This window comes from Leifsonia sp. RCC_180 (genome assembly GCF_058138205.1).
The window spans coordinates 806,164-831,702 of record NZ_CP200340.1 but is presented as its reverse complement, the minus strand read 5'-3'; the positions used below and the strand labels follow the sequence as shown (position 1 = coordinate 831,702).

25 protein-coding genes are annotated in these 25,539 nt (G+C 68.7%); 19 read left to right on the top strand and 6 right to left on the bottom strand.

What is annotated here, in order from left to right; translation table 11 throughout:
- The first annotated feature begins 68 nt into the window (after positions 1–68).
- The 10 genes from AB7E03_RS04140 (at position 69) to lnt (ending at position 10,481) form a co-directional block, all read left to right on the top strand.
- The gene (locus AB7E03_RS04140; protein ID WP_489939584.1) at positions 69–821 is read left to right on the top strand and encodes an HAD family hydrolase; all 753 of its coding nucleotides are present in this window, start codon (positions 69–71) and stop codon (positions 819–821) included.
- Positions 818–1,849 carry a tRNA (adenine-N1)-methyltransferase gene (locus AB7E03_RS04135; protein WP_489939582.1) on the top strand — a complete coding sequence of 344 codons (1,032 nt, stop codon included), beginning with the start codon at positions 818–820 and terminating at the stop codon, positions 1,847–1,849. The genes AB7E03_RS04140 and AB7E03_RS04135 overlap by 4 nt, the downstream gene beginning before the upstream one ends.
- 73 nt (positions 1,850–1,922) lie before the next feature.
- Positions 1,923–2,858 (top strand): FKBP-type peptidyl-prolyl cis-trans isomerase, encoded by a 936-nt coding sequence (locus AB7E03_RS04130; RefSeq protein ID WP_489939580.1) that lies wholly within the window; start codon positions 1,923–1,925, stop codon positions 2,856–2,858.
- Positions 2,859–2,879: 21 nt separating this feature from the next.
- The gene (locus AB7E03_RS04125) at positions 2,880–3,911 is read left to right on the top strand and encodes a helix-turn-helix transcriptional regulator (protein ID WP_489939578.1); all 1,032 of its coding nucleotides are present in this window, start codon (positions 2,880–2,882) and stop codon (positions 3,909–3,911) included.
- The gene (locus AB7E03_RS04120; RefSeq protein ID WP_489939576.1) at positions 3,904–4,878 is read left to right on the top strand and encodes a helix-turn-helix transcriptional regulator; all 975 of its coding nucleotides are present in this window, start codon (positions 3,904–3,906) and stop codon (positions 4,876–4,878) included. The genes AB7E03_RS04125 and AB7E03_RS04120 overlap by 8 nt, the downstream gene beginning before the upstream one ends.
- Positions 4,879–4,907: 29 nt before the next feature.
- Positions 4,908–5,267, top strand: a complete 360-nt coding sequence (locus AB7E03_RS04115; protein WP_489939574.1) for a hypothetical protein — start codon at positions 4,908–4,910, stop codon at positions 5,265–5,267.
- A gap of 4 nt (positions 5,268–5,271) precedes the next feature.
- Entirely contained in the window at positions 5,272–5,544 is a 273-nt protein-coding gene (gene tatA, locus AB7E03_RS04110; RefSeq protein ID WP_489939571.1) for a Sec-independent protein translocase subunit TatA, read from the top strand.
- A gap of 43 nt (positions 5,545–5,587) precedes the next feature.
- Entirely contained in the window at positions 5,588–6,340 is a 753-nt protein-coding gene (gene tatC / locus AB7E03_RS04105; protein WP_441782997.1) for a twin-arginine translocase subunit TatC, read from the top strand.
- A gap of 61 nt (positions 6,341–6,401) precedes the next feature.
- Positions 6,402–8,834 (top strand): DEAD/DEAH box helicase, encoded by a 2,433-nt coding sequence (locus tag AB7E03_RS04100; protein ID WP_489939569.1) that lies wholly within the window; start codon positions 6,402–6,404, stop codon positions 8,832–8,834.
- A 66-nt stretch (positions 8,835–8,900) separates the two neighbouring features.
- Positions 8,901–10,481, top strand: a complete 1,581-nt coding sequence (lnt, locus tag AB7E03_RS04095) for an apolipoprotein N-acyltransferase (RefSeq protein ID WP_489939567.1) — start codon at positions 8,901–8,903, stop codon at positions 10,479–10,481.
- 41 nt (positions 10,482–10,522) lie between these two features.
- Here the strand turns inward: lnt and AB7E03_RS04090 are convergent, their stop codons facing one another.
- The 4 genes from AB7E03_RS04090 to AB7E03_RS04075 form a co-directional block, all read right to left on the bottom strand.
- Complete coding sequence (locus AB7E03_RS04090; protein WP_441782176.1) at positions 10,523–10,894, bottom strand: RNA polymerase-binding protein RbpA; 372 nt, start codon at positions 10,892–10,894, stop codon at positions 10,523–10,525.
- A 123-nt stretch (positions 10,895–11,017) separates the two neighbouring features.
- Entirely contained in the window at positions 11,018–11,767 is a 750-nt protein-coding gene (locus AB7E03_RS04085; protein ID WP_489939565.1) for a glycerophosphodiester phosphodiesterase family protein, read from the bottom strand.
- Positions 11,764–12,795 carry an SPFH domain-containing protein gene (locus AB7E03_RS04080; RefSeq protein WP_489939563.1) on the bottom strand — a complete coding sequence of 344 codons (1,032 nt, stop codon included), beginning with the start codon at positions 12,793–12,795 and terminating at the stop codon, positions 11,764–11,766. The genes AB7E03_RS04085 and AB7E03_RS04080 overlap by 4 nt, the downstream gene beginning before the upstream one ends.
- The gene (locus AB7E03_RS04075; RefSeq protein ID WP_489939561.1) at positions 12,792–13,292 is read right to left on the bottom strand and encodes an NfeD family protein; all 501 of its coding nucleotides are present in this window, start codon (positions 13,290–13,292) and stop codon (positions 12,792–12,794) included. The genes AB7E03_RS04080 and AB7E03_RS04075 overlap by 4 nt, the downstream gene beginning before the upstream one ends.
- 77 nt (positions 13,293–13,369) lie before the next feature.
- Between AB7E03_RS04075 and AB7E03_RS04070 the strand changes: the two genes are divergently transcribed.
- Both AB7E03_RS04070 and AB7E03_RS04065 read left to right on the top strand, forming a co-directional pair.
- Positions 13,370–14,170: an SDR family oxidoreductase gene (locus AB7E03_RS04070; protein ID WP_489942854.1), complete on the top strand. Its 801-nt coding sequence runs from the start codon at positions 13,370–13,372 to the stop codon at positions 14,168–14,170.
- On the top strand, positions 14,167–16,167 hold the full coding sequence (locus AB7E03_RS04065; RefSeq protein ID WP_489939559.1) for a S9 family peptidase: 2,001 nt from the start codon (positions 14,167–14,169) through the stop codon (positions 16,165–16,167). Before AB7E03_RS04070 ends, AB7E03_RS04065 begins: the two co-directional genes overlap by 4 nt.
- An 82-nt stretch (positions 16,168–16,249) precedes the next feature.
- Here AB7E03_RS04065 and AB7E03_RS04060 read toward each other — a convergent pair whose 3' ends face one another.
- Positions 16,250–16,831, bottom strand: coding sequence for an HdeD family acid-resistance protein (locus AB7E03_RS04060; RefSeq protein WP_489939557.1), 582 nt, complete (start codon positions 16,829–16,831; stop codon positions 16,250–16,252).
- Positions 16,832–17,372: 541 nt separating this feature from the next.
- Here AB7E03_RS04060 and AB7E03_RS04055 point away from each other — a divergent pair.
- The 3 genes from AB7E03_RS04055 to AB7E03_RS04045 are packed head-to-tail and all read left to right on the top strand — an operon-like array spanning position 17,373 to position 20,868.
- Positions 17,373–17,981 carry a dihydrofolate reductase family protein gene (locus AB7E03_RS04055; protein WP_489939555.1) on the top strand — a complete coding sequence of 203 codons (609 nt, stop codon included), beginning with the start codon at positions 17,373–17,375 and terminating at the stop codon, positions 17,979–17,981.
- 20 nt (positions 17,982–18,001) lie between these two features.
- On the top strand, positions 18,002–18,574 hold the full coding sequence (locus AB7E03_RS04050) for a dihydrofolate reductase family protein (RefSeq protein WP_489939553.1): 573 nt from the start codon (positions 18,002–18,004) through the stop codon (positions 18,572–18,574).
- A 38-nt stretch (positions 18,575–18,612) separates the two neighbouring features.
- Positions 18,613–20,868 (top strand): HelD family protein, encoded by a 2,256-nt coding sequence (locus tag AB7E03_RS04045; protein ID WP_489942853.1) that lies wholly within the window; start codon positions 18,613–18,615, stop codon positions 20,866–20,868.
- A 329-nt stretch (positions 20,869–21,197) separates the two neighbouring features.
- Here AB7E03_RS04045 and AB7E03_RS04040 read toward each other — a convergent pair whose 3' ends face one another.
- Entirely contained in the window at positions 21,198–21,737 is a 540-nt protein-coding gene (locus AB7E03_RS04040) for a hypothetical protein (RefSeq protein ID WP_489939551.1), read from the bottom strand.
- Positions 21,738–21,947: 210 nt separating this feature from the next.
- Between AB7E03_RS04040 and AB7E03_RS04035 the strand changes: the two genes are divergently transcribed.
- The 4 genes from AB7E03_RS04035 (at position 21,948) to AB7E03_RS04020 (ending at position 25,388) form a co-directional block, all read left to right on the top strand.
- Positions 21,948–22,475: a DUF1269 domain-containing protein gene (locus AB7E03_RS04035; protein ID WP_489939549.1), complete on the top strand. Its 528-nt coding sequence runs from the start codon at positions 21,948–21,950 to the stop codon at positions 22,473–22,475.
- Between the two features lie 103 nt (positions 22,476–22,578).
- Positions 22,579–23,901 (top strand): MinD/ParA family ATP-binding protein, encoded by a 1,323-nt coding sequence (locus AB7E03_RS04030; RefSeq protein ID WP_489939547.1) that lies wholly within the window; start codon positions 22,579–22,581, stop codon positions 23,899–23,901.
- A 104-nt stretch (positions 23,902–24,005) separates the two neighbouring features.
- Entirely contained in the window at positions 24,006–24,947 is a 942-nt protein-coding gene (locus tag AB7E03_RS04025) for a S1C family serine protease (RefSeq protein WP_489939545.1), read from the top strand.
- 78 nt (positions 24,948–25,025) lie between these two features.
- Positions 25,026–25,388, top strand: coding sequence for a hypothetical protein (locus AB7E03_RS04020; RefSeq protein WP_489939543.1), 363 nt, complete (start codon positions 25,026–25,028; stop codon positions 25,386–25,388).
- Positions 25,389–25,539: the final 151 nt, after the last annotated feature.

Below are 25,539 nucleotides of genomic sequence, written 5' to 3'. Positions count from 1 at the left end.
TGGCGCCCGGTCGGGACGCCATCCCATCCCAGGATAGGCCCGCGGCTCTCCCGATAGACTTGCCCGTTGTGACCGCGTCTTCTCCCCGCAGCGAACATCCCCCCGCCGACACCGCCGATACAGCCCACGGCGGCGGCACAGACGGCGGCGGCCTCCCCGCGGCTGTCCTCTGGGACATGGATGGCACGCTCGTCGACACCGAGCCCTACTGGATGGCGTCCGAGCAGGAGCTGGTCGGTTCGTTCGGCGGCACCTGGACGCACGACGACGGCCTGCTGCTCGTCGGGCTGGGACTGTGGAACTCGGCCGAGATCCTCCGCTCGCGCGGTGTCGCGATGGAGGCGGACGAGATCGTGCACTGGCTGACCGACCGGGTGCAGCAGAAGCTCGACGACGAAGGCGTGCCGTGGCGCCCTGGCGCGCGCGAGCTCCTCGAATCGCTGCGCCGGCGCGGCATCCCGACTGCCCTGGTGACCATGTCGGTGCGACGGATGGCGGAGCAGATCGTCGCGCACATCCCGTTCGACGCGTTCGACGTGATCGTCAGCGGCGACGAGGTGGATGCGCCCAAGCCCGACCCCCAGCCGTACCTGCGTGCCGCCGAACTCCTCGGCGTCGAGGTGCGGGACACGGTTGCGATCGAGGACTCGCTGGTCGGGCTCGCGTCCGCCGTGTCGTCCGGGGCCGCGACGATCGGCGTCCCGCACATCGTCCCGCTTCCGGTCTCGGAGGAGCACACCTTGTGGGAGTCGCTGGACGGCCGCACGGCGGACGATGTGGTCGGTGTCGCCCGCGCACGCCGAGAGGCGGCCACCCGATGAACGAGATGCGTCGTAGCTCCGGTCCGTTCCGCGCGGGCGACCGCGTGCAGCTGACCGGCCCCAAGGGGCGCATGAACACGATCACGCTGGAGCAGGGCAAGCTGTTCCACAGCCACCGCGGGGTGCTCGAGCACGACGCGATCATCGGTCTTCCCGACGGCTCGGTCGTCACCAACAACGCCGGCGTCGAGCACCTGGCCCTGCGTCCGCTGCTCACCGACTTCGTGATGTCGATGCCGCGCGGCGCCGCCATCGTGTACCCGAAGGATGCCGCGCAGATCCTCGCACTGGCCGACATCTTCCCCGGCGCGACGGTGGTGGAGGCGGGCGTCGGCTCCGGCGCGCTGTCGCTGTGGCTGCTGCGCGCGATCGGCCCAGAGGGCCGGCTGCTGTCGTTCGAGCGCCGCGAGGAGTTCGCAGACGTCGCGCGCGACAACGCGGCAACCTTCGCGGGCGGCGAGCCCGAGAACTGGACGCTGACCGTCGGCGACCTGCAGGACGCCCTGCCGTCGGCAGTGGAGCCGGGCAGCGTCGATCGCGTCGTGCTCGACATGCTCGCGCCGTGGGAGACGCTCGACGTGGTGACCGAAGCCCTCAAGCCCGGCGGCGTGGTCATCTGCTACGTCGCCACCGTCACCCAGCTGTCGCGCGTCGCCGAGGCGATCCGCGCCTCCGGCAACTACACGCATCCCCAGTCGAACGAGACGATGGTGCGCGGCTGGCACGTGGAGGGCCTCGCCGTCCGGCCGGACCATCGCATGATCGCGCACACCGGGTTCCTCATCACAGCGCGCCGGCTGGCTCCCGGAACCGTGCTGCCCGAGCTCAAGCGCCGTCCGTCGAAGTCGGACTACTCGGATGCGGACGTCGAAGCCTGGACCCCTGGCGCCCTCGGCGAGCGGGAGTCGAGCCCGAAGAGCTTGCGGAAGAGGATGCGGGAGGCTGCCGCCTCCGCCGATCTGGCGAAGGGCCGGGAGGCGGCTATGGACTCCGCGGACACGGACGAGGACGCTCCGGGCGTCGGCTAGCATGAGACACCGGGATGCCGTGCACGCCTGCGGCCGTCCCACATCCCCCATCGATCGGATCGAAAGAGGACCCGTGCCGAACGCAACTGGTCGCCGCGCAACCGCACTCGGCAGAGCAGCCGCCGTCATCGGAGCCGTCGGCCTGGTGGCCGTCGCCCTGACCGGATGCTCGAGCAACCCGAACGCCGACTGCGGCACCGCCCTGCCGTCGGGAAAGGCCTCGCAGCTGGTCGAGGCGACGGGGAAGATCGGCTCGAAGCCCAAGATCACGGTCCCGAGCCCGCTCGACACCACGAAGTCGGAGCGCACGATCATCTCCGAGGGCACCGGTGAGCAGGTGCACAAGGGCCAGGTGGTCGAGATCCAGTACACGATCCTCGACGGCAAGACGGGTCAGGTGCAGCAGACCTCCTTCGGGAGCGGCGACACCTACCCGCTGGCGCTGGGCTCCGGCAACGCGGCCCTGACCAAGGGCCTGCAGTGCGCGCCCGTCGGTTCGCGGGTCGCGGTGGTCATCTCGCCGAAGGACTCCGGCGGCACCGGCGCAACGTCGTCCGGGATCTTCGTCGCCGACATCCTGAAGGCGTACCTGCCGAGTGCGAACGGCGCCGTCCGTCCGTCGGTGTCCGGGTTCCCGACCGTGGTGCTCGCGCCGACCGGACAGCCCGGCATCACCATCCCCTCGTCGGGTTCCGCGCCGAAGAAGATCCGCACCGAGGAGCTGAAGGCGGGCGACGGAGCGACCGTCAAGAAGGACTCGATCGCCATCCTGCATTACACCGCCGTCGGCTGGGACAACAAGAACGTCGTCCTCTCCAGCTGGCAGTCCGGCTCGCCGGACCTCGTCTCGATCGGGAACGGTCAGAGCCAGCTGAACCAGGCGCTGCCGCAGAGCGTGCTCAAGGAATTGGTCGGCAAGAAGGTCGGCTCGCAGGTCGTCATCGAAGCCCCCACCGACGGTCAGGTTCCGGCCGCGGCCTGGGTGGTGGACATCCTCGGGATCCGTTAGCGCGCGCACTAGGATGGTCGGGTGTCCCGTTCATCCGTCTCGCCCTCGCGCGTCCCGGTCGAGGAGCGTCTGTTCAGCCTCGTGCTGGCTCTGCTCGCGACCGAGAACGGCCTGACCAAGAGCGAGATCCTCTCGACCGTGCAGGGGTACCGGCAGCGGTACGAACCCCACGGCGACAACAGCAGCCTGGAGCGGCAGTTCGAGCGCGACAAGGATGACATCCGCGAGTTGGGCGTGCCCCTGGAGACGGTGGAAGCCCCCGAGGCATCGGGCAACAATCAGCTGCTGCGCTATCGCATACCCAAGGGGGCATACGACCTTCCGGCCGATGTGAGCTTCTCGCCGGAGGAACTCGCGCTCCTGGGCCTCGCAGCGGCCGTCTGGCGTGAGGGGTCGCTGTCGGGGGAGTCGCGGCGCGCGCTGATGAAGCTGCGCTCGCTCGGCGTCGAAGCCGATGACCCGGTCGTCGGTTACGCACCACGCCTGCGCGTGCGCGAGAGCGCTTTCGAGCCGTTGAGCCAGGCGCTGGAGCGGCACGTCATGGTCCAGTTCCCGTACCTCAAGCCCGGCGAGAGCGCATCCCGGTCTCGCACGGTCGCGCCGCTCGCCCTCGTGCAGCACCAGGGCCGGTGGCACCTCCAGGGCATCGACCAGGAGGCGAAGGCGTCGCGTACCTTCCTGCTGTCGCGGATCGTCGGCGCGGTGAAGGTCACGTCACGCGTCTTCGGTCCCGAGCAGTACCGGGTCGACGGGGAGGCGTTCGCCGAGCGAGCCCTGCTGGAGCTCGAGCGCATCTGGGAGTCGAATCTCGCCGAGATCGAGGTGACCGCCGGCACGGATGCGGCGACCCGCCTGGGCAAGCGCTACGGCGACGCGATCCCGGTCGGGGCGGAGGGGGAGCCCGTGCGGCTCACCGTCAACTTCTCCGACAGCAACATCCTGGCCGATCAGTTGGCTTCGTTTGGCCCCGAAGTCCTGGTGCTGGCGCCCCCGGAGCTACGCGAGCAGGTGCTCCGCCGGCTCCAGGCCACGGTGGAGGCGCACGATGGCTGAGCGCCGGAAGCCGATGCAGGCCCAGGACAAGCTGGCCTTCCTGCTCGCGCTCGTGCCGTACCTGATGGACCGCGACAGGGTGAGCGTGGCGGAGGCGGCCGAGCACTTCGGCGTCGAGCAGGAGCAGCTGCGCGACGCCGTGCGCCTGATCGCCGTCTCCGGCATCCCGGGCGAGACGAACGCGTACCAGCCGGGCGACTTGTTCGACATCGCGTGGGACGACTTCGAGGAGAACGACCAGATCGTCCTCACGCACCAGGTCGCGATCGACGACTCGCCCCGGTTCTCCGCCCGTGAAGCCGCGGCGCTCATCGCCGGGCTCCAGTACCTGACCGCCCTGCCCGAGAACGCCGACCGGGATGCGATCGGCTCGCTGATGGCGAAGCTCGCACGCGGCGCCTCCGCGGCGCCGAGCCAGCTCGCCGTGGCACGTTCCGAGTCCGATGAGGCCCTTGGCATCATCCGCGACGCCGTGCTCGGCGGCGTCCAGGTGGAGTTCGACTACCTCAGCTCGCGGGGCGAGCGGGAACGCCGGCGCGTCGATCCACTGCGGATCGAGTCGGTCGACCAGGACTGGTACCTGCGCGGCTGGGACCACCTGCGCACGGCGATCCGCACCTTCCGTCTCGATCGCATCGACAACCTGGTCGCCACGGACGAGACGATCACCTACCGGCCGGGCGACGTGAAGCTGCCGGAGACGCTGTTCACCGGCACCCCCGACGACCTCCTGGTCACCGTGGAGATCTCTGCCTCGGCCATCCCGCTGATCGAGGACTACATCCCCGAGGGCGCGGCACGCGAGGCCCGGGGCGACGTCATCCGCACGAGCCTCCGGGTGGCGCACTTCCACGGTCTGAAGCGCCTGGTCGCCGGGCTCTCCGGTGTCCTGACCGTGCTCGACCCTCCCGAGGCCCGCCAGGTGGTCGCAGGATGGGCTCGCGCCGGCGTCGAACGCTACCTCTAGGCTCCGAGCGCGACCGGTAGGCTGGGCGCATGCCCTGGTGGTCGTGGCTGGTGATCTGGACCGTGCTCGTGCTCGGTCTGCTCGGCATGCTCGCGTTCTTCGCCTGGTGGCTGTTTCGCAAGGTGGTCGCCGCCGGCCGCGAAGCTGCCGCGCTCATGGAGAAGGCGGAGGTGCTGTCGCGCCGCGCCGAGGAACTCCATGACACCTTCGAGCCGGCCGTGCTGGCAGACGCCGCCGAGCTCCACGCCGCGCGCCAGGATGCGATCGCGGAGCGGTCCTTCGCGCGGCAAGCTCGCAGGGACGCCCGGGTCAGGCGCGGTAGACTACTCGTCGATGTGGACCCGGCAACGGTGCCCGCTCGCTTCGCCCACCTTTTGAGAAGGATCTGATCTCATGTTCGCAGGACTGACCGGATGGCATCTGCTCATCATCCTCGCCGTGATCCTGCTGCTCTTCGGTGCGCCGAAGCTGCCCGCTCTCGCCAAGAGCATCGGCCAGTCGATGCGGATCTTCAAGGGTGAGGTCGACGAGTTGAAGAAGGACGGCAAGGACGACAAGTCGGCCGACGGCTCCGTCCAGAACACCGCTGCTCCGGCTCCGTCCGCGCCGACGGTCACTCCGGTCGCCCCGGTCGACCCCTCGACCGAATCCAACCCGAAGTCGTAGCCCTGTGGCCTCCACCAAGCGAGGCACGGACCGCGACGGACGGATGACGCTGGCCGAGCATTTCATCGAGCTTCGCAAACGCCTCTTCCGTTCCGCTCTCGCCCTCGTCGGCGGCGCCGTGATCGGCTGGTTCCTCAGCGACTACGTGATGAACGCGATGCGCGGCCCGATCACCGCCATCGCCAAGGATCAGGGCCGCGAGGCGATGCTGAACTACGACAGCATCACCGGAGCCTTCGACCTGAAGATGCAGGTCGCCATCACCATCGGCGCGATCATCTCGAGCCCGGTGTGGCTCTACCAGATCTGGGCGTTCTTCGTTCCCGCGATGACGCGCAAGGAGAAGAAGTACGGGTTCGGGTTCTTCTTCACTGCCGTGCCGCTGTTCATCGCCGGGGGAGTGTGCGGCTGGCTCCTCGTCCCGCACATCGTGAGCCTGCTGACCGGCTTCGCTCCAGAGGCGGACTCGGCGATCATCGGAGCGAAGACGTACTTCGACTTCATCCTCAAACTGGTCATCGCGGTCGGAATCGCCTTCGTGCTGCCGGTCTTCCTGGTGCTGCTCAACTTCGTCGGCGTGCTGAGCGCGAAGTCGATCATCGCCTCCTGGCGCTGGGCGCTCATCCTCATCGCGCTGTTCACCGCCATCGCAACGCCGGCTGCCGACGTGCTTTCGATGTTCCTGCTGGCCATCCCGATGGTCGCGCTGTACTTCGCGGCCTACGGCGTGGCCTGGCTGCACGACCGGCGTGCGGCCAAGATCCAGCTCCGGATCGAAGCGGAACTCGCCGCCTGACCTGACCGCCGCCTTTCCGCTCCACCGCCGTCTGTCTCTGCGGCAGGCATAGGCTGGGCGTGTGACCGACCAGACGCTCTCGCCGGCGGAGCGGTTCGCCGCCTCCCGCGACCGGGCCCGCCAGCCCCTGCTCGAGACTTTCCGCACGGGGCTCCGCTTCGACCTCGACCCGTTCCAGCGGGAGGCGTGCGCGGCGCTCGAGCGCGGCCGCAGCGTGCTGGTCGCAGCGCCCACGGGCGCGGGGAAGACCATCGTCGCCGAGTTCGCCGTGTTCCTCGCCATGCGCGAAGCCAACGCGAAGGTGTTCTACACGACGCCGATGAAGGCGTTGAGTAACCAGAAGTTCCAGGAGTTCCAGGAGGCGTACGGCGCCGAATCCGTCGGTCTCCTCACCGGCGACACCAACATCAACTCGCACGCCCGGATCGTCGTCATGACGACCGAGGTGCTGCGCAACATGCTCTACGCCGACTCCGACCTCCTCGACGACCTCGCCTACGTCGTCATGGACGAGGTGCACTACCTGGCCGACCGGTTCCGCGGCGCTGTGTGGGAGGAGGTCATCATCCACTTGCCGTCGGAAGTGCGGATGGTGTCCCTCAGTGCGACCGTGTCGAACGCGGAGGAGTTCGGCGACTGGCTGCAGGCCGTCCGCGGCGACACGGATGTGGTGGTGTCGGAGGAGCGCCCGGTGCCGCTGGAGCAGCACATCCTGATGCGCTCCAAGCTGATCGACCTGTTCGACTCGTCGGGCCTGGCGGCGACCAATCGGGTCAACCCGGAGCTCGTGCAGATGGCGCGCTACGGCGGGCGCGTGCTCAGCAGCCGGCAGATGCGGGATGTGGGGCGGTACCACTCCAAGGGCGGTCGCCCGGACTCGTTCCGGATGAATCGCGCCGACCTGGTGGCACTGCTGGGCGAACGCAACCTGCTGCCGGCGATCTTCTTCATCTTCAGCCGCAACGGCTGCGACGCCGCGGTGAAGCAGGTGCTGCGGGCAGGCGTCCGCCTGACCGAGAAGCACGAGCGCGACGAGATCCGCGAGATCGTGGAGGACCGCTGCCGGACCCTGCTCGATGAAGACCTGGCCGTCCTCGGCTACTGGGAGTGGCTGGAGGGCTTGGAGCGCGGGGTCGCCGCGCATCACGCGGGCCTGCTCCCTGCCTTCAAGGAGGTCGTCGAGGAGCTGTTCCGCCGGAAGCTCGTGAAGGTCGTCTTCGCCACCGAGACGCTCGCCCTGGGCATCAACATGCCGGCGCGCACAGTGGTGCTGGAGAAGCTGGAGAAATTCAACGGCGAGGCACGCGTCCCGATCACGCCGGGGGAGTACACGCAGCTCACCGGGCGCGCCGGCCGTCGAGGAATCGACGTCGAGGGGCACTCCGTCATCCAGTGGGAGGACGTGCTCGACCCGCAGTCGGTCGCGTCCCTCGCCTCCCGCCGCAGCTACCCGCTGAACTCGAGCTTCCGGCCGACGTACAACATGGCCGTCAACCTCATCGACCAGTTCGGACGGGGACGCACCCGCGAGATCCTGGAGTCGTCATTCGCGCAGTTCCAGGCCGACCGCGCGGTCGTCGACCTGGCACGCAAGGCGCTGCAGCAGGAGCAGTCGCTCGCCGGATACGAGGAGGCGATGACCTGCCACCTCGGCGACTTCAAGGAGTACTTCGCCATCCGGCGCGAACTCACGGACCTGGAGCGCGCCGGTTCGCGCCTCGAGTCGACATCGAACAGCGACCGCGAGAAGCGGCAGCGGAAGCTCGCCGACCTGCGCAAGCGGATGAAGGATCACCCCTGCCACCGCTGTCCCGAGCGCGAGCAGCATGCGCGCTGGGCGGAGCGCTGGTGGAAGCTGAAGCGCGACACCGATCGGCTGCGGTCACAGATCCAGTCGCGAACCGGAGCGGTGGCCAAGGTCTTCGACCGGGTGTCGGATGTGCTCCTCGAGCTCGGCTACCTCACCCAGGAGGACGGCGAGGTGGCCCTGACGGTGCACGGCCGCACGCTGAAGCGCATCTACGGGGAGCGCGACCTGCTCGTCGCCGAATGTCTGCGGCGGAACGCGTGGAAGGACCTCGACGTGGCGGGGCTCGCGGCGATGGCGTCCGCGCTGGTGTTCGAGCCGCGGCGCGAGGAGGGGCTCGCCAGCGACCGCAACCTTCCGCGCGGTGCGTTCCGTCCGGCGCTGGAGAAGACGGTCGGGTTGTGGAGCCGCCTCGACGACCTCGAGCAGGACCACCACCTCCCGGGCAGCGAACCGCCCTCCACCGCCATCGCGCTGGCCATGTGGATGTGGTCCCGCGGTTCGGGGCTGGATGCGGTTCTCACCGAGGCCGACATGGCGGCCGGGGACTTCGTCCGCTGGACGAAGCAGACCATCGACCTGCTCGACCAGCTGTCGCTCGTGGCGCAGGGGAATGTCGGGCGGGTCGCCCGGCAGGCGCTGGAGTCCATCCGCCGCGGGATCGTGGCGTACTCGTCGGTCGCGTAGCGCCGCGCGTGCCTCGCGGCGCATCCTGAGCGGGGATCACACGCGGATGCCTTAGGCTCTCCCTTCGTGCACATCGTCCCGCGAGCCCCGCTCCCGCTCTGGTTCGCGGTGCTCGTGGCCGCCGGTGCTGGGCCGGTGCTCGACGCCGGTTTCCCCGACAAAGACTGGTGGCCGCTCACCTTCGTCGGGATCGCGATGGTCCTGCTCGCACAGCGTGGGCGTCGCGCAGGCTCGGCCTTCCTTGTCGGCTGGATCGCGGGGGAGTCGTTCTACCTCGTCCACGTCGCCTGGACGGCGCTGTACCTCGGTCCGGTGCCCTGGGTGGCCCTCTCGACGCTGGAGGCGCTGTTCTGGGGTGTTGGCGGCATCCTGATCACGTTGGCCTACCGCTGGGTGCCCCGGGCCTTCCCGACGGTGCTCGGGCGGCTGGGACTGCTGCCCGTCGTCGTGGGCGGGCTGTGGGTGCTCCGGGAGTTCGTGACCGGCACCTGGCCGTACGGCGGCTTCTCGTGGGGGCGCGTCGCGGAGTCACAGTCCACCAGCCCGCTCGCGCCGCTCGTCGCCTGGCTCGGAATCTCCGGGCTCAGCTTCGTGATGGTCTGGCTCGTCGCCCTGCTGCTCGAGCTTCCCCGGGTCGTGGATGTGCGCGCCGTCTCGCGCGCGTTGCTCGCCGGCGCAGCCGTCGCGCTCGTGTTCGCCATCCCGGCGTGGCCGGCCACGACGCATGGGTCGACGCGCATCGCCGCCGTGCAGGGCAACGGACCGGCCGGCTACTTCGACAATGCGCCGCCGGGAGCCGTGTTCGATTCGCAGGTGGCCGAGACGCTCCGCATCCCGCGTTCACAGGTCACGGGGTCGAACGCGGTCGATATGGTCGTATGGCCGGAGGGATCGGCGCTGCCGGACCCCACCCGCGACCCCGACAACGCGGCGATCCTGGATGCGCTGAGCCGCAAGTTCGGCGCGCCGTTCGTGGTCGGCACCATCACCGCCCGCGACGACCGCCTGTACAACACGTCGCTGCAGTGGGAGGCCGGAAAGGGCGCCGTCGACTATTACGACAAGAAGCATCCCGTGCCGTTCGGCGAGTACGTCCCCGATCGCGCGTTCTGGCGGCCATTCGCCCCGAGCCTGATCGACCTGATCGGCCGGGACTACACCCCGGGCACGCGCGACAACGTGTTCGACGTCGGAGGCGTGCGGGCCGGCATCTCCATCTGCTTCGACATCGTCGACGACCAGCTGCTCACCGACATGATGCGCGGAGGAGCGCAGGTGATCCTCGCGCAGACCAACAACGCCGACTTCGGCGAGACGGACGAGAACCAGCAGCAGCTCGCCATCGCTCGGCTCCGCGCCATCGAGGCGGGGCGTTCGCTGGTGAACATCTCCACGGTCGGCAGCAGCCAGATCATCGGACCGGACGGCAGCACCATCGCCTCCACCCCGCCGTTCAAGCCGGGACACATGGTGGCGGATGCGCCGCTGGGGACCACGACGACGCCCGCGACGCTGCTCAGCCGGGGGATCGAGTTCCTGGTCGCAGGCCTCGGGCTGTTCGGGCTCCTGGCCGCGTTCGTCGGGCGACGCAACGGGTCCGACTACGGCGCTCCGGACATGCAAAGGCCGCTCTCACCGCGAGGGTGAGAACGGCCGAAGCTGGTGGTCAGGCCCTGGTCGGGCCCTCGTCAGGCGCTGTGGCGGCGCTCGCTGGTGCCGCGACGGGCCCGCAGGTACTGCAGGCGCTCCTCCAGGAGCTCCTCGAGCTCGGCGCGGCTGCGGCGCTCGAGCAGCATGTCCCAGTGGCTGCGGGGGGTCTTGACGTCCGAGTGGTCGATCTCGACCGGGATGTCACCGACGAGAAGGTGCGCCTCGTGGCCGCAGTGCTTGCACTCCCAGCCCTGGGGAGCGTCGGCCTCCGCCGAGAAGACGACGTCGGTCTCTTTGCCGCAGGCGGGACAAAGATAGGTGTAACGGGAACGCGGAGAGTAGACGACGCCTTCTTCGCTCTGTAGGCTTTGAGCGCCGAGTCTCATTCCGCGCAAGCTGCGATCTGCCATTGTGTGGTTCTCCTCTGTGCGCGCGAATCCTCACAGTTATAAACCGTCAAGCTGGGGATTCTCTTTCCGGTGGCGCGTTTCTCCCAGGGGCCTCTCAGAGTCCACCCACTCTGGGGGCGCGATTCAGTGGCGCGAGCCCACCAGCGCGGCGAGCACATCGCACCGGTCGGTCACGATGCCGTCCACGCCGAGATCCAACAGGCGCACCATGTCCGACGGGTCGTCGACCGTCCAGACGTGCACTTCCGCACCCGCGGTGTGGATGCGCTCCACGGTCCGTTCCGTCACGATGCGCACCGGCCCGCGTCGCTCGGGCACCTGGACGGCCACGAAGCCGCGCAGCGCCCGGCTGACGAGCGGCCGAATGCCGAGCTTCGCCCCGATCAGGGCCGGCACGAACTCGGAGACCGAGGGGGAGGAGGCGATGCCGGGGAAGTGCTCAGCGACGGCCGTGCGGCGGTCGGTCGCGAAGCTCGTGATGAGCACGCGATCGGCGGCACGGGCGTTACGGATGGCATCCACGGCGGGTGCTGCGGCCCGCGCATCCTTCACGTCGATGTTGAAGCGCGCGTGCGGGAAGGCGTCGAGCGCCTCGGCCAGCGAGCAGAACGCCTGCCCATGACCGAGGTCGATGCGGCGGAGCTCCCGCATCGTGAGCTGTGCGACCTCCACCTGACGCCCGGCGACCCGCGAGAGGTCCGCATCGTGCGAGATCACCGCGACGCCGTCAGCCGACGCGTGGATGTCGGTCTCGAGGTGGGTCGCCCCGGCGGAGAGGGCGCGCAGGAACGCCAGCAGCGTGTTCTCGGGCGCGTCGAGCGCCAGACCGCGGTGCGCGATGATCCGCGGCCCCGGCCCGTCGAGGAAGGTCACGGCGCGGGGGTCGGAGGCGTTCCCGGCTCGGGGGAGTCGGCCGCAGAGTCCGCGGCAGACTCCGCGGCAACTGCGGGGGCATCCGCAGCGCCTGCATACGCGGTCGCGTCGACTGGCGCAGCAGCCGCAGCACCGCCGGAGCCGAACGCGTTCCCGATGCCCTTCAGCGCCTCCGTCAGCTCGCTCGGGATGATCCACAGCTTGTTGGCCTGACCCTCCGCCAGCTTCGGCAGCGTCTGCAGGTACTGGTAGGCCAGCAACAGGTTGTCCGGATTGCCGCGGTGGATCGCGCCGAACACCGTCGTGATCGCCTGCGCTTCACCATCGGCTCGAAGGACGGCGGCCTTCGCCTCGCCCTCCGCCCGCAGAATCGCCGCCTGGCGCAGACCCTCCGCGTTCAGGATCTCGGACTGCTTCGTGCCCTCAGCCGTGAGGATCACCGCTCGACGGTCGCGCTCTGCGCGCATCTGCTTCTCCATCGAGTCCTGGATGGAGTGAGGCGGATCGATCGCCTTCAGCTCGACCCGGGAGACGCGGATACCCCACTTGCCGGTCGCTTCGTCCAGGACGAGTCGGAGCTGGCCGTTGATGTTGTCACGGCTGGTCAGCGCCTCTTCGAGGTTGAGGCCACCGACCACGTTACGGAGGGTGGTGGTCGTCAGCTGCTCGACCGCGCCGAGGTAGTTGGCGATCTCGTACGTCGCGGCCCGCGCATCCGTCACCTGGAAGTAGACGACCGTGTCGATCGAGACGACCAGGTTGTCCTCGGTGATGACCGGCTGCGGCGGGAAGGAGACGACCTGCTCGCGCATGTCGATCAGTGGCCGCACCTTGTCGACGAAGGGGACGACGACGTTGAGGCCCGGCAGGAGGGTCTTGTGGTAGCGGCCCAGCCGCTCCACGACCCCGGCGCGCGCTTGCGGGATGATCCTGATGGATCGGAACAGCGTGACCAGCACGAAGATCGCGATCACCAGGATGATGACGCTGACCACGATGGTCACGATCAACTGGCTGACTTCGTTCACGGGGCGATCCTCTCGGTGAGGCCGTCGGTTCCTGCGGAGACCGGTGCGGGAGCCACGACGGCTGTGGCTCCCTCGATCGAGACGACGACGACATGTTCGCCGGGCACGAGCTCGCCCGGGACGACGTCAGGATTCGCGAGGCGCGAGGTCCAGGTCTCGCCCACCTGCAGTTTCACCAGGCCGGTCGAGCGGGTGACCGTGGAGACCACGACCCCGCCCATCCCGATCAGCCGGTCGACATTGCTCTTCGCCGGGTCACCGCCGCGCTTCAACGCGCGGAGGAGTGGCGGACGGATGCCGAAGAGGAGCACCACCGACAGGATGGCGGCGATGATGAGCTGGAGCCACCAGGGGGCTCCGAACAGGCCCGAAAGCAGACCACCCAGGCTACCGACGGCCATCATCAGAAAGACGAGATCGAGCGTCAACATCTCGATGATCACGAAGATCAGGATGAGGACAAGCCAGGCAATCCAGGCGAAGGACGTGATGTCCATGACGTCCCCCTTTCACTCTTGATATGACGGTAGCAGGTGCGGCCGACGCCGCTTCGGACGCTCTTGGTAGTCTCAGGATGCTGTACATCGACGCCGAGGAGTTTTTCGTGGCCAACCCCCTTTCACCTGGTTCGCTGACGGGCAAGCGCGCCCTCGTCACCGGCTCGTCGCGCGGGATCGGCGCGGACACCGCGCAGTATCTCGCCGAGGCGGGCGCGGGTGTCGTCATCAACTACCGCAACAAGGAAGCGCGGGCGCAGAAGCTCGTCGACTCCATCGTCGGAGGCGGTGGAACGGCCCTCGCGGTCGGCGCTGATCTGACGGACGCCGAGTCCGTAGAGGCCATGTTCCGGACAGTCGCGGACGCTTGGGGCGGCCTCGACATCCTGGTGCTCAACGCCTCCGGCGGCATGGAGTCCGGCATGGCCGAGGACTACGCCATGCAGCTGAACCGGGATGCGCAGGTGAACGCCCTGACGGCGGCACTTCCGCTGCTCGGCGAAGGCGCCCGCGTCGTATTCGTGACCAGCCACCAGGCGCACTTCATCAAGACCACTCCGACGATGCCCGAGTACGAGGCCGTCGCCCTGAGTAAGCGTGCGGGCGAGGATGCGCTGCGCGAGCTGCTGCCGACGCTGGAAGACAAGGGCGTCGAGTTCGTTGTCGTCTCCGGCGACATGATCGAGGGCACCATCACCGCGACGCTGCTCAACCGCCTGAATCCCGGAGCCATCGACGCCCGCAAGGAGGCCGCGGGCCGCCTCTACAACGTCAGCGAGTTCGCCGCAGAGGTCGCCTCTGCCGCCGTGGACCCGATCCCCGCGGATCACACCCGCCTGGTCGGCGACGTCTCCAGCTTCACCCCGGTGGACGAGTGAAGGCCGCCGATCTCGGGCTGCTGACCAGCGTCTCGACGCCGACGGTGCACCCGGGCGGCGGCCGCGCCGTCGTCTCGGTGACCCATCCCTCGCTCGACGCCGATGCGACCGTCGGGCAGCTGTGGAGCATCCCGCTCACCGGTCATGCCGCGCCGAAGCTGGTCAGCCGCGGGTTCCGTGACACGGCCCCTCGCTTCTCGCCGGACGGCCGGCTCCTCGCCTTCCTCCGCTCCGAGCCCAAGCGCCCGCCGCAGTTGTACGTCGTCGACGCCGCCGGAGGGGAACCCGTGGCCGTCACCGACCGCACCCTCGGCGTCTCCGAGTTCGACTGGTCGCCCGACGGCCGCACTCTGGCGTTCGTCAGCCGCGAGCCGGAGCAGGGCCGCTACGGGACCGTCGAGGGGATCGATCCGTCCGGCGAGCCCGCACGTCGCATCGACACACTGAAATATCAGGCGAACGGGCTCGGCTACACCATCGACCGTCAGGCGCACGTGTTCACCGTGCCGGTGCCCGACGTCTGGGCCGAGCCCATCCCGGCGCCCGTTCCGCTGCCGGACGGTTCGACGGGGGCCGCGCCGACGGTGGCCGAGCCGCGGCAGCTCACCGACGGGCCATGGGATGACGGGGCGATCTCGTTCTCACCGGACGGCCGGAGCATCGCCTTCGTGTCGGCCCGCCACGCCAGCCGCGACATCGACCTCCGCTCGAACGTCTTCCTGGTCTCTGTCGATGGGGGAGACGCGAAGGACCTCACCGGTCGGCACGGCTCCTACAGCGTCCTGGATGCCTCCTTCACCGGCAACGGCGCGCTGTTCTTCACGGCTCAGGATGTGGGGGAGAGCGGCCGCGACTTCGTCGCACGCAACGCGGCGCTCTATGTCATCGAGCCGGACCGGATGGACGCCGCACCGAGGCGACTGACCGACCCGGAGACGGTCGACTTCACGGAGTCCGCGATCGCCCCACATGGCGACGACTCTGTGCTGGTCCTCGACCGCAGCCGCGGCGCCTTGGTCCTCACCGAGGTGGATGCCGCGGGGGAGAGCCGCCGCCTCACCGACGACCGCACCGTCGTGAACGGCGCGGACTCGGTGGGCGACACCATCGTCGTCTCCTACGCCGATGCGCGGACGATCGGTGACGTCGGCCTGATCGCCGGCGGAGCCGTGAACCGGTTGACCGACCTGAGCGCCCCGCTGCGTGCTCGCGGTGTCGTCACCGCCCAGGAGCTGACCGTGACCGGCCGCGACGGCTACCCGGTGCACGGTTGGGTGCTGGTCCCGGAGGGCGAGGGACCGCATCCGGTGCTCCTCAACATCCACGGCGGCCCGTACGCCGCCTATACCCATGCGCTCTTCGACGAGGCGCAGGTCTACGCGGCGGCCGGCTACGCGGTCGTCATGTCGAACCCGCGCGGAGCCGCCGGATACGGTCAGGAGCACGGCCGGGTCATCCGCCAGAAGATGGGGACGGTAGACCTGGACGACGTCCTCGACTTCCTCGACGGAGCCATCGCGCAGGTGCCCGGGCTCGACGCCGAGCGCGTCGGCATCATGGGCGGGTCGTACGGCGGCTACCTGACGGCGTGGACGATCGCGCACGACCACCGGTTCGCCGCAGCGATCGTCGAGCGCGGATTCCTCGATCCGGACGCGTTCGTCGGAACCAGCGACATCGGTAGCTTCTTCGGCGACGAGTACACCGGCACCGATCCCGAGCTCATGCGGTCGCAGAGCCCGCAGGCCGTGGTCGACCGGGTGCGGACGCCCACGCTGGTGCTGCACTCGGCGAACGACCTGCGCTGCCCGCTCGGGCAGGCGGAGCGCTACTACGCCGCGCTGAAGCGCAGGGGAGTGGAGACCGAGCTCGTCATCTTCCCGGGTGAGGACCACGAGCTGAGCCGGGGCGGGCGTCCCCGCCACCGCCAGCAGAGGTTCGACGTCATCCTGGACTGGTGGGCGCGGCACCTGCCCAGCCGCAGCAACCACCGCTGAAAACGCCTGGCCGGTCCCGCTCGTGAAGAGCGGGACCGGCCAGCCCGTTCAGCAAATACGGCATAAAGCGGATCGTATACGATCAGGCGACGCGGGGTGCCGTCGCAGGGGAGTCGGTCGCCTTCAGAACGTCGCGCCCGAACGTGAACGCTCGCACGATACCGATCACACCGAGCACGATCAGCGCGAAGGCCGCGAACCAAAGCAGGAAAACTGCGGACGACGCCGGCAGAACCAGCACGACGATGCCCGCGATGATGCTCAGGATGCCGAACGCGATTGCCCAGCCCGACGATGCGGCACGGCCGGCTTCGGCGAGTGCCATAACGCCTTCGATGATCCACGCGACTCCGATGAAGGCGACTGCGAAGATCACCAGCGTGACGGCTGCGGCGGAGATGTTCTTGAGCGCCAGGATGCCCGCGAAGATGAGCAGAACTCCGAGAATGATGTTGAGCACGCGTGAGCCGCCGCGCAGCCCATGGGCGAAGATTCCGATGGCCAGTCGCAGGACGCCGGCGATCAGGAAGTAGATCCCGAGGAAGACAGCGAGAACAGAGAGCGTCTTCTCGGGCCAGAACAACAGGACGATGCCGAGGATCAGCGCGACGCCGCCGCTGACGCCGAGCGCCGTCCGGACGGCATTGATGGCAGAGCGCGTCATGTCACGCGCATTCAGAGAGAGTTCGTTCACTATCGGATCGGTCGCGCTCATTGCTTCATCCCTTCGCAAGTGCGCCGGTGCTCGGCGATTGCTGCTGACACTAGCGCCCAGCGGGCCGCGTGTCAGGAGCCGAGACAGGCCTGTCGCGTATCGCTGATAATGCACATTATGTCAGCTTGAAGACAATCGATTCCCGCTGATGCGGACGACCACTGGTAAACGGACTCGGTCATCGACGAGGCCTGCCTGCCCCTACCCCGGCTGCGAGCCGGTGCACACGCCTCGCCCGCCAACGACTCGGGACGAGTTCACACCGTCGGCGTCGATATTCGCGCAGTCTCCCACGGCGTGCTCGGATGGACTGCACATCGCACGCGATCCGACATGGGCAGAACGCACGCAAGGCCGAATGGGCACAAAAAAGCGAGGAATATCACCTCGCATTTCCAGAATATATCACGCCAGGGGGCTTGCCGCAAGAGCCCCTCTCCCGGGCAGAATGCCTTCCGCAAACGAAATCCTCCAACGAGAGAGCAGCACCATGGGCATAGTCGTCGCCAATCAGACCATCACCGCTGACGGCTACGCGGCCGGGAGCGACCAGACCGAGGAGCGCCCGTTCGGCCAGGACGGCGGCGACGGATGGGGTGATCGGCTCCACGCCTGGATGTTCGACCAGGGCGACGAGAACAGGGCAGAGGTGGAGCAGATGGCCGGTGCGCGCGCACACATCATGGGCCGGAACATGTTCGGCCCGGTGCGCGGCGAGTGGGATCGCGACTGGAAGGGATGGTGGGGCGACAATCCCCCGTTCCACGGCCCGGTTTTCGTCCTCACCCATCACCCGCGCGACCCACAGCCCATGGAGGGAGGCACGACCTACCACTTCGTCACCGACGGCATCGAGTCGGCACTCGCGCAGGCGCGTGAGGCGGCAGGCGACGGCGACGTCTCCATCCAGGGCGGTGCGGACACGATCAACCAGTACCTCGCGGCGGGACTGGTCGACGAGCTGCGGCTGCACATCGTCCCCTTCACCCTCGGCGCCGGCGCCCGCCTGTTCGACGGTGTGCCGCCACTGAATTTGGAACAGGTGGACGCCCGCGCCGCGAGCACGGTCATCCACGTCACCTATCGGGTGTCGCGGTAAGCGACGAGAAGGAGCAGCTGATGGCAACAGTCCTCTACATGTCGGTCTCGCTCGACGGTTACGTGTCGACGCCCGACGACTTTCTCGGCGGCGCCGACGGCAACCGCCTGCATGACTGGTACGCGCCTGGCGGAGACTCGGCAGCGCTGACCGGCGAGGCGAAGGCACTCGCAGGAGAACTGGACGAGATCGGTGCTGTCGTCACCGGCCGGCGCACCGCCGAGCTGATGGACCATTGGGGTGGAGACGTGCACAACGGCGTACCCATTTTCGTCCCCAGCCACCGGCCTCCCGGCCCCGCGGCCCGCTGGGGCTACCCGAACGTCACGTACGTGCTGGACGGAGTCGCAAGCGCGATGAAACAGGCGGTCGCCGCGGCCGGCGACCGCGATGTGTACGTCCAGGGCGGGTACACAGCGCAGAAAGCGCTCGAAGAAGGGGTGCTGGATGAGATCCAGGTCCACCTGGTACCGGTCCTGCTCGGCGGCGGGCATCGTCTGTTCGACGTGCTCCCGGCCGAGATCGAACTCGAGATCGTCAAGGTCATCGACACTCCCAACGCCACCCACATCCGTTACCGGGTTCTCCGCTGACCCCGGTGGCGCTCCCCTCCCCTGCCGACCGGACCGCGATGACCCTTGCCCTTCCGACCCCGTTCGCCCTCGACGCGCACCCCGCCAAGGCATTGCCCGCGCTGATCGACGAGGATGCCCGCCACTTCGCCCGGATCGAGGCCCGCCTCGCGGCGGAGCGCGACGAGGTCGAGGTCCGCCTCGCCGCGTTGTTGGCGACACCCGGCGGGAACGGGCAGGAGGCGTACGAGCGAGAGGTGGAGATCGTTCGGCTGAACCGGCGGGCACGGTTGCTGCGCCGCTTCGGTGCGGACCTCTGCATCGGGAGGGTGCTGACCGGCACGGAGAGGATCTACATCGGTCGCGTCGGCTTGACGGACGCCGATGGCAACCGGCTCCTGGTCGACTGGCGCACCCCGGCCGCCGAACCGTTCTTCGGAGCCACCCTCGCGCACCCGATGGGGGCCACCTCCCGCCGCCGCTATCGCTGGACCGACCGCCGCGTGACGGACTACTGGGATGAGACGTTCACGGACGACGCCGCCTCCTCCCCCGCGGCGCTCGACGACCAGTCCGCCTTCATCGCCAGCCTCGGCGCCAGCCGGACGCCCCGGATGCGGGATGTCCTCGGCACCATCCAAGCGGACCAGGATGCGATCATCCGCGCGGACGGGCACGGCGCCCTCGTGGTCGACGGCGGTCCCGGCACAGGTAAGACCGTGGTCGCGCTGCACCGCGCCGCGTACCTCCTCTACTCCGACCCGCGGCTGCAGAGCGGGCACGGAGGCGTGTTGTTCGTCGGACCGTCGCACGCCTACACCGACTACGTCGCCGAGATCCTGCCCGGCCTCGGAGAGGAGGGCGTCCGCACCTGCACGCTCGCAGACCTCGTCCCTCAGGGCGAAGAAGCGGTGCCCGAACCCGACCGCCGCGTCGCGCAGCTCAAGGGCGACGGCAGGATGCCCGGAGCCGTCGAGGCTGCCGTCGGGCTCTCCGAGCGCCCGCCGTCGCGTCCGACCCTGCTCGACACTCCCTGGGGCGAGCTCCGGATCGGCCCGCGGGAGTGGGCAGAAGCGCTCGGCGCGGCAGACCCTGCGGCGCCGCACAACGACGCACGGGGGCAGATCTGGGAGGCGCTCCTCGACATCCTCGTCGATGTGGTGACTGCGCAGGCGGGCGAGAGCGATTCAGGGCGCCACGACCGGTGGAGCAACGAAGGATGGGGCGACGCGGGCATCGACCGGGACGAAGACGCTCAGCGCCGGGGGTTCGACGATGAAGATGAATTCGACGCCTACGGCCTGGTCGCCGGGAGGACTGACGCCGACGCGATCCGGCGCGTTCTGACCGACGACACCGACCTTCCTGCGGTGTTCGACGCGGTGTGGCCGCTCCTCGACCCCGCTGCGATTGTCCGGAAGCTGTGGAGTTCACCCGCTCTCCTTGTCCACTGCGCGCCGTGGCTGACCGCCGACGAGGCCGCTCTGCTCCAGAGAGCGCCGTCCGAACCGTGGACGCTCTCCGACCTCCCCTTGCTCGACGCGGCCCTGCAGCGTGCGGGCGACCCCGACCGGGACCGCCGCCGCCGGGCGGAGCACGCACGTGCTGCCGCCGACCGGGCGGTGATGGACGATGTCATCCATGACCTCATCGCAACCGACGACTCAGACCTCAAGACGATGTCGATGCTGCGAGGTCAAGACCTTCGTGCCGCGCTCGACACGTATGGGGGTCCGGCCCCGTCACCTGTGGAAGTGCTCGCCGGCCCGTTCGCGCACATCATCGTGGACGAGGCGCAAGAGCTGACACCGGCCGAATGGACGATGATCACCCGACGCGTCCCTTCGCTGAGCCTGACCGTCGTGGGCGATCGCGCGCAGGCCCGCCGCGGCTTCACGGAGAGCTGGACGGTGCGCCTCGCCGACGTGGGCGTCCCCGGCGCGACCGTGGCGACGCTGTCCATCAACTACCGGACACCGGTCGCCGTCATGGAGCAGGCGGCGCCGGTGATCCGAGCGGTCCTCCCCGACGCCAACGTCCCCACCTCGATCCGCGACAACGGCATCCCGGTGCGGCGTGCGCGTGCGACCGATCGCGACCGCATTGTCCACGACTGGCTGGAGGCCCACGCCGACGGCACCGCCTGCGTCATCGGCGACGACGCCTACACGGGAACGCCGCGCGTCCGGTCTCTCAGCGCCGTCCAGGCGAAGGGACTCGAATTCGACCTCGTGGTTCTTGTAGAGGGCGGCTCGCGTCAGGGTGGCGTCCGCCTCGAGCGCGCGGCGGAGATCGAGGCGGCGGTCGACCGCTAGGTGGCCATGACCCGGACGACCGGCGAACTCGTCATTCTGGATGCGAGTCGCTGACCCGCGACCGGCGCAGATCGGAGTATGAGCCGCTCACCTAGATAGTCCCAATTTCGTCAATATCGCCTTGCCTGCCACGAGACTGTCCGCGAATTCCACCAGTTAGGTTGTCCCTCTGCAGTCCGGCCATACAACCGGATGCCGTAGTAGAACTTCTGCCCCTCGGTCGTCTCGATCCGGTTCGGCAGGCCGGGCTTTCCGGTTGCCGGTTACTGCCCGTGCACCGAGCCTGGGGATCATGCTCCCCCACCTGTAGGGCCGAAGGCCCCGCGCAATCATGGTCTGGGGTACGCGAGTGTCTCGCGCCGCGATACCTGCCAGTCCACGACGACCGCCGCTGCTATGAGGAACAGCCCGCCCAGGAGAGCCAGCGTCAGGTAGACGATCGTCTGGGACGCGCGTAGTTCAGTTCGTTCAAGAGATTGCCCGGAAACAAGCACTTCCCCACCGGAAACGGGCTGCGCCACGATCGCGAAACGGAGACCGTTCGCCGGTTCCCAGGTCACCGCATCCTCACCGGATCTTCGAGCCGCGTCCAGCACACCGGCTGGGATCGTCGCTAACCGGTTGCGGAGGTAGCCGTTTCCCGCGATCGGCTCGTTCACCGAGTTGTAGCGAAGCCAGAAGGTCCCCTCGAAGCGTGCAAGGTCGAGCTGCGCTGGCTGGTCGGCGACATCCTGGGACGACAGCAGCGCACGCGGCGCGTCTTCCGCCGCGTTGCGACCACCGTGTTGTGCCACGATGCCGACCGCTCCCAGAGCGAGGGCGAAAAGTGCATACGCGACGACGGCGATCAGCGTTCGGCGGACCCACATGTCCCGAGGATGGACCCAAGAGCTGACCGCGTCGTCATCCTAGGGAAGGATTCTTCAACCCGTCCGCCCATCCGGCTCGTGCGCTGCTGCGTCCCCGCGGTCGAGGGTCGAACGTCCCTAGCCACACCGACAGTGCCGCTGTCATCATGCCCTCGTCGGCGACGAGTATCCCGTCCACCGGCATCCATCGTTCACACGAAGGGGAAGAACATGGCTGAGCGGAATCTGTTCCTGGTGGTCGGCGCCTACGGCGAATCCGACGCGGCCGACGAGGACTACAAGACCCTCAAATCAGGAGAGAGCGCCGGCGACTACGACATCGTCGGAGCCGTCGTCATGAACCGCGACAAGGACGGCAAGGTGCGCGTCACCGAGCACGAGACCGGCAAAGTCACTAAAGGAGCCGGCATGGGCGCCGGTGCCGGTGTCGTCGTCGGGCTCTTCGCACCGCCGCTTCTGGCGGCAACCGCGATCGGTGCCGGTATCGGTGCCGTCGTCGGCGCTCTCCGCAAGCGCCACGACGAGAAGGCGCTGGGCGTCGACGTGGACGAGTACCTGCCACCGGGGTCCTCTGCCGTCGTCGCGATCGTCGATGACAAGTGGGCCGACAAGGTGGAGGCGGCGCTCGTGAAGGCAGACAAGAGGATCTCGAAGGCGATCGATTCTGGCGACTACGACGAGCTCCAGCACGCGGTTGAGAAGTCGGAGACAGAGGTCAAGGACGCCGCGCAGTCCTGACGAGACAGGCAACACCCTTCCCGCCTGGCAAGAGCCTGAACGCACCTGGAGGACTCGACGGAATAGGTCTACCGTGCGACCTCGGTCTACGCACCCTCGCTGCATGGACCGCGGAAGGAACACTTTGACCCTCGACCTGTCCTCGACCCCGCAGCTGACCGCGCGATTCGACTCGGATGCGACCGGCGAACTCATCGGAGACGGCGTCCGCGAGACCTTCGCGGAGGAGAGCACGGAGCGCCTGCGCGAGGCCGTGCTCGGCCGTGTGGGCGAGCTCGCGTCCGCGGCAGGACGACCGGTGCAGCTGACGGTCTCCGACGAGGAGGGCGACTGGCTGCTCGCTGTGCAGCCCGACGGGAGCATCGGCGACGAGGCGGCGCTCTCCGCCGCCCAGAGCGGCGAGCACGTGCCCGTCTCCTCGCGCGGCTCGCTCTCGGGCGGCTCGTCCTCGGGCGGCTCGTCCTCAGAAGAGGCGCCCGCGAGAGACACTGCGGCACGAGAGGCGCCGACACGGGAATCGTTCCTCCACGTGGAACGACCCCGCCCCGACCGGGCGAGGCAGGGAGTCCGCGGTGCCCTCGCCCGCGCGGGAGTGCCCCTCTCCCCCTCGGCGGCGGAACTGCGGGAGCGGATCGAGCTGGACGCGGTCAGCCGCCACTGGGCCGGCCCGCGCACCATCGCCATCGTCAACGGCAAGGGCGGCGCCAACAAGACGCCGACCACCGCCCTCCTGTCCGCGGTCTTCGCCAGGAACGGCGGGTCGGGCGTGCTCGCCTGGGACAACAACGAGACCCGCGGCACGCTCGGGTGGCGCACGGAGAAGGACGAGCATGACTCCACCGTGCAATCCCTGCTCCCTGCCACGGACATGCTCATGTCTGCCGGTGCCCGCACCGCCGACATCGGCCACTTCGTGCACCACCAGAACGCCGACAAGTACGACGTGCTGCGGTCCAACCCCACGATGCTGGCCACCGAACAGCGCATCTCCAGCGCCGACTTCGACCGCCTCCACGCCGTCGCCACCAAGTTCTACCGCCTCGTCATCATCGACAGCGGAAACGACGAGTCGGCCGAGCGCTGGCTGCGGATGATCGACCACACCGACCAGCTCGTCATCGCGACCACCGCGCTCGGCGAGCACGCCGAGGCGGGGGCGCTGCTCCTGGAGGCTCTCCTGCAGCGCGATTCGCACTCCGCCCGGCTTGCGCGCGAGGCCGTCGTGATCGTTTCGCAGTCGGAGCGTACCGGTCCGGCCGCCGACGTGCGACGGGTCGCCACGGGCTTCGAGCCGCTCGCGCGGCGCGCGGTGACCATCCCCTTCGACCCCGAGATGCACGGCGGCCGGCTGTCGTTCGAGTCGCTCGCGCCGCGAACCCGTCGCGCGTGGCTCCACGCGGCCGCGGCCGTCGCCGATGGGCTCTAGCCGCTCTTCCCCGATTCCCCGTGGGCTCTCACCGCAGGCACGCGATCGGTAAGCCGCTGGCGAACGCTCCCCCAGCGTTGGCTTGGGGCGCGCACACTCGTGTCATGTCGAATGCCGATGCCGATGCCGATGCCGATGCCCTGGACGCATACTCCACTGTCGTCGTGCGCGTCGCCGCCGCGGTGAGCCCGGCGGTCGCCGCCGTCACCGCACGCACCACACGAGGCGTGGGCCTCGGCAGTGCGACGGTCGTCTCGTCCGAGGGACACCTCCTAACCAGCGCGCACGTCGTGGAAGGCGCGATGAGCGTCGACCTGGCGTTCGGGGACGGGACCCGGGTCCGAGCACAGGTCGTCGGCAAAGATCCGCTCTCCGACCTCGCCATCCTGAAGGCCGACGCGCCCACACCGCCTCCAGTGGAGTTGGGTGATGCCGCCGCTCTCCGGGTCGGCCAGCTCGTCGTCGCGGTCGGCAATCCGTTCGGCCTGGCGGGAAGCGTCACGGCAGGGATCGTGTCGGCGCTCGGCCGCTCGCTGCCGACCCGTGCGGGGAGGGTGGTCGACGAGGTCATCCAAACCGATGCCGCGCTCAATCCCGGCAACAGCGGCGGAGCGCTGGCCGACAGTTCGGCCCGCATGATCGGCGTGAACACCGCCGTTGCGGGAACAGGCCTGGGTCTCGCCGTACCCGTCAATGCGACGAGCAGGCAGATCATGGTCACCCTCATGCGAAAGGGTCGCGTACGCCGCGGCTGGCTTGGCATCGCGGGCGCGGAGATCGCGCTCCAGGAGGCAGTCGCGCGCAGGGCAGGCGCCCGCACCGGGATCCAGGTGATGACGGTCGTGCCCAGCAGCCCGGCGGACCTCGCCGGTGTCCGGCCCGGCGACGTGCTGATCTCGCTCGACCGGACCCCGATCCATTCTGTGGCAGACGTGCAGCGCCTGATGATCGCGAGCACGATCGGCCGCCGCCTCGAGCTGACCGTCTGGCGCAACGGCGCCCTGGTGGACGCAGTCGTCGAGCCCACCGAGCTCTCCAACGCGTGACTGTCGCTTGCGTCTTACACGCGCCCACAGCCAGAGAATCGATGTCCCCGCTATCCAGTTGAGCGATGCTTGTTTGCCGTGCCGGCCGACGTGCCATCATCATCTTTTGTGGTCGCACTCATTCCGATTGTCCTCGTGCTGGCCGTCGCGGCAGTCGGCGGCTCGTCCATCTGGCTCATGGAGCGCTCCAGGCGCCGGGTCATTTCGACTGAAGGCGTGGTCGGAACGATTCACGAGAAGCGGCATGTGCGTGAACACGGTGAACTGAGGCTGCCTTATCGGGGCGCCGGTGGCGGTTTTGTCAGCGTCTCCCCCGACTCGTACGTACTCGGCATCCAAACGACCACGGATTACAGGGAGATAGTCGTCGATCGCGATGTCTTCAATGCGTTCGAGATCGGCGATATGTTCCCCGGCGCAGACCGACTGCCACGCGCATAGTTCGGAGGCGCGCACTCGCTACTCGACGACGAGGGTCGGAGTTCCGAGCGCCAACGCATCGATGGGGAGGGACGATCGTTCCTGGAGCTCGACGCGGCCAACAGTTCCTTAGTTTCTCCGCTGTGTACCGGCGTGTCGGGCAGAGAATCCG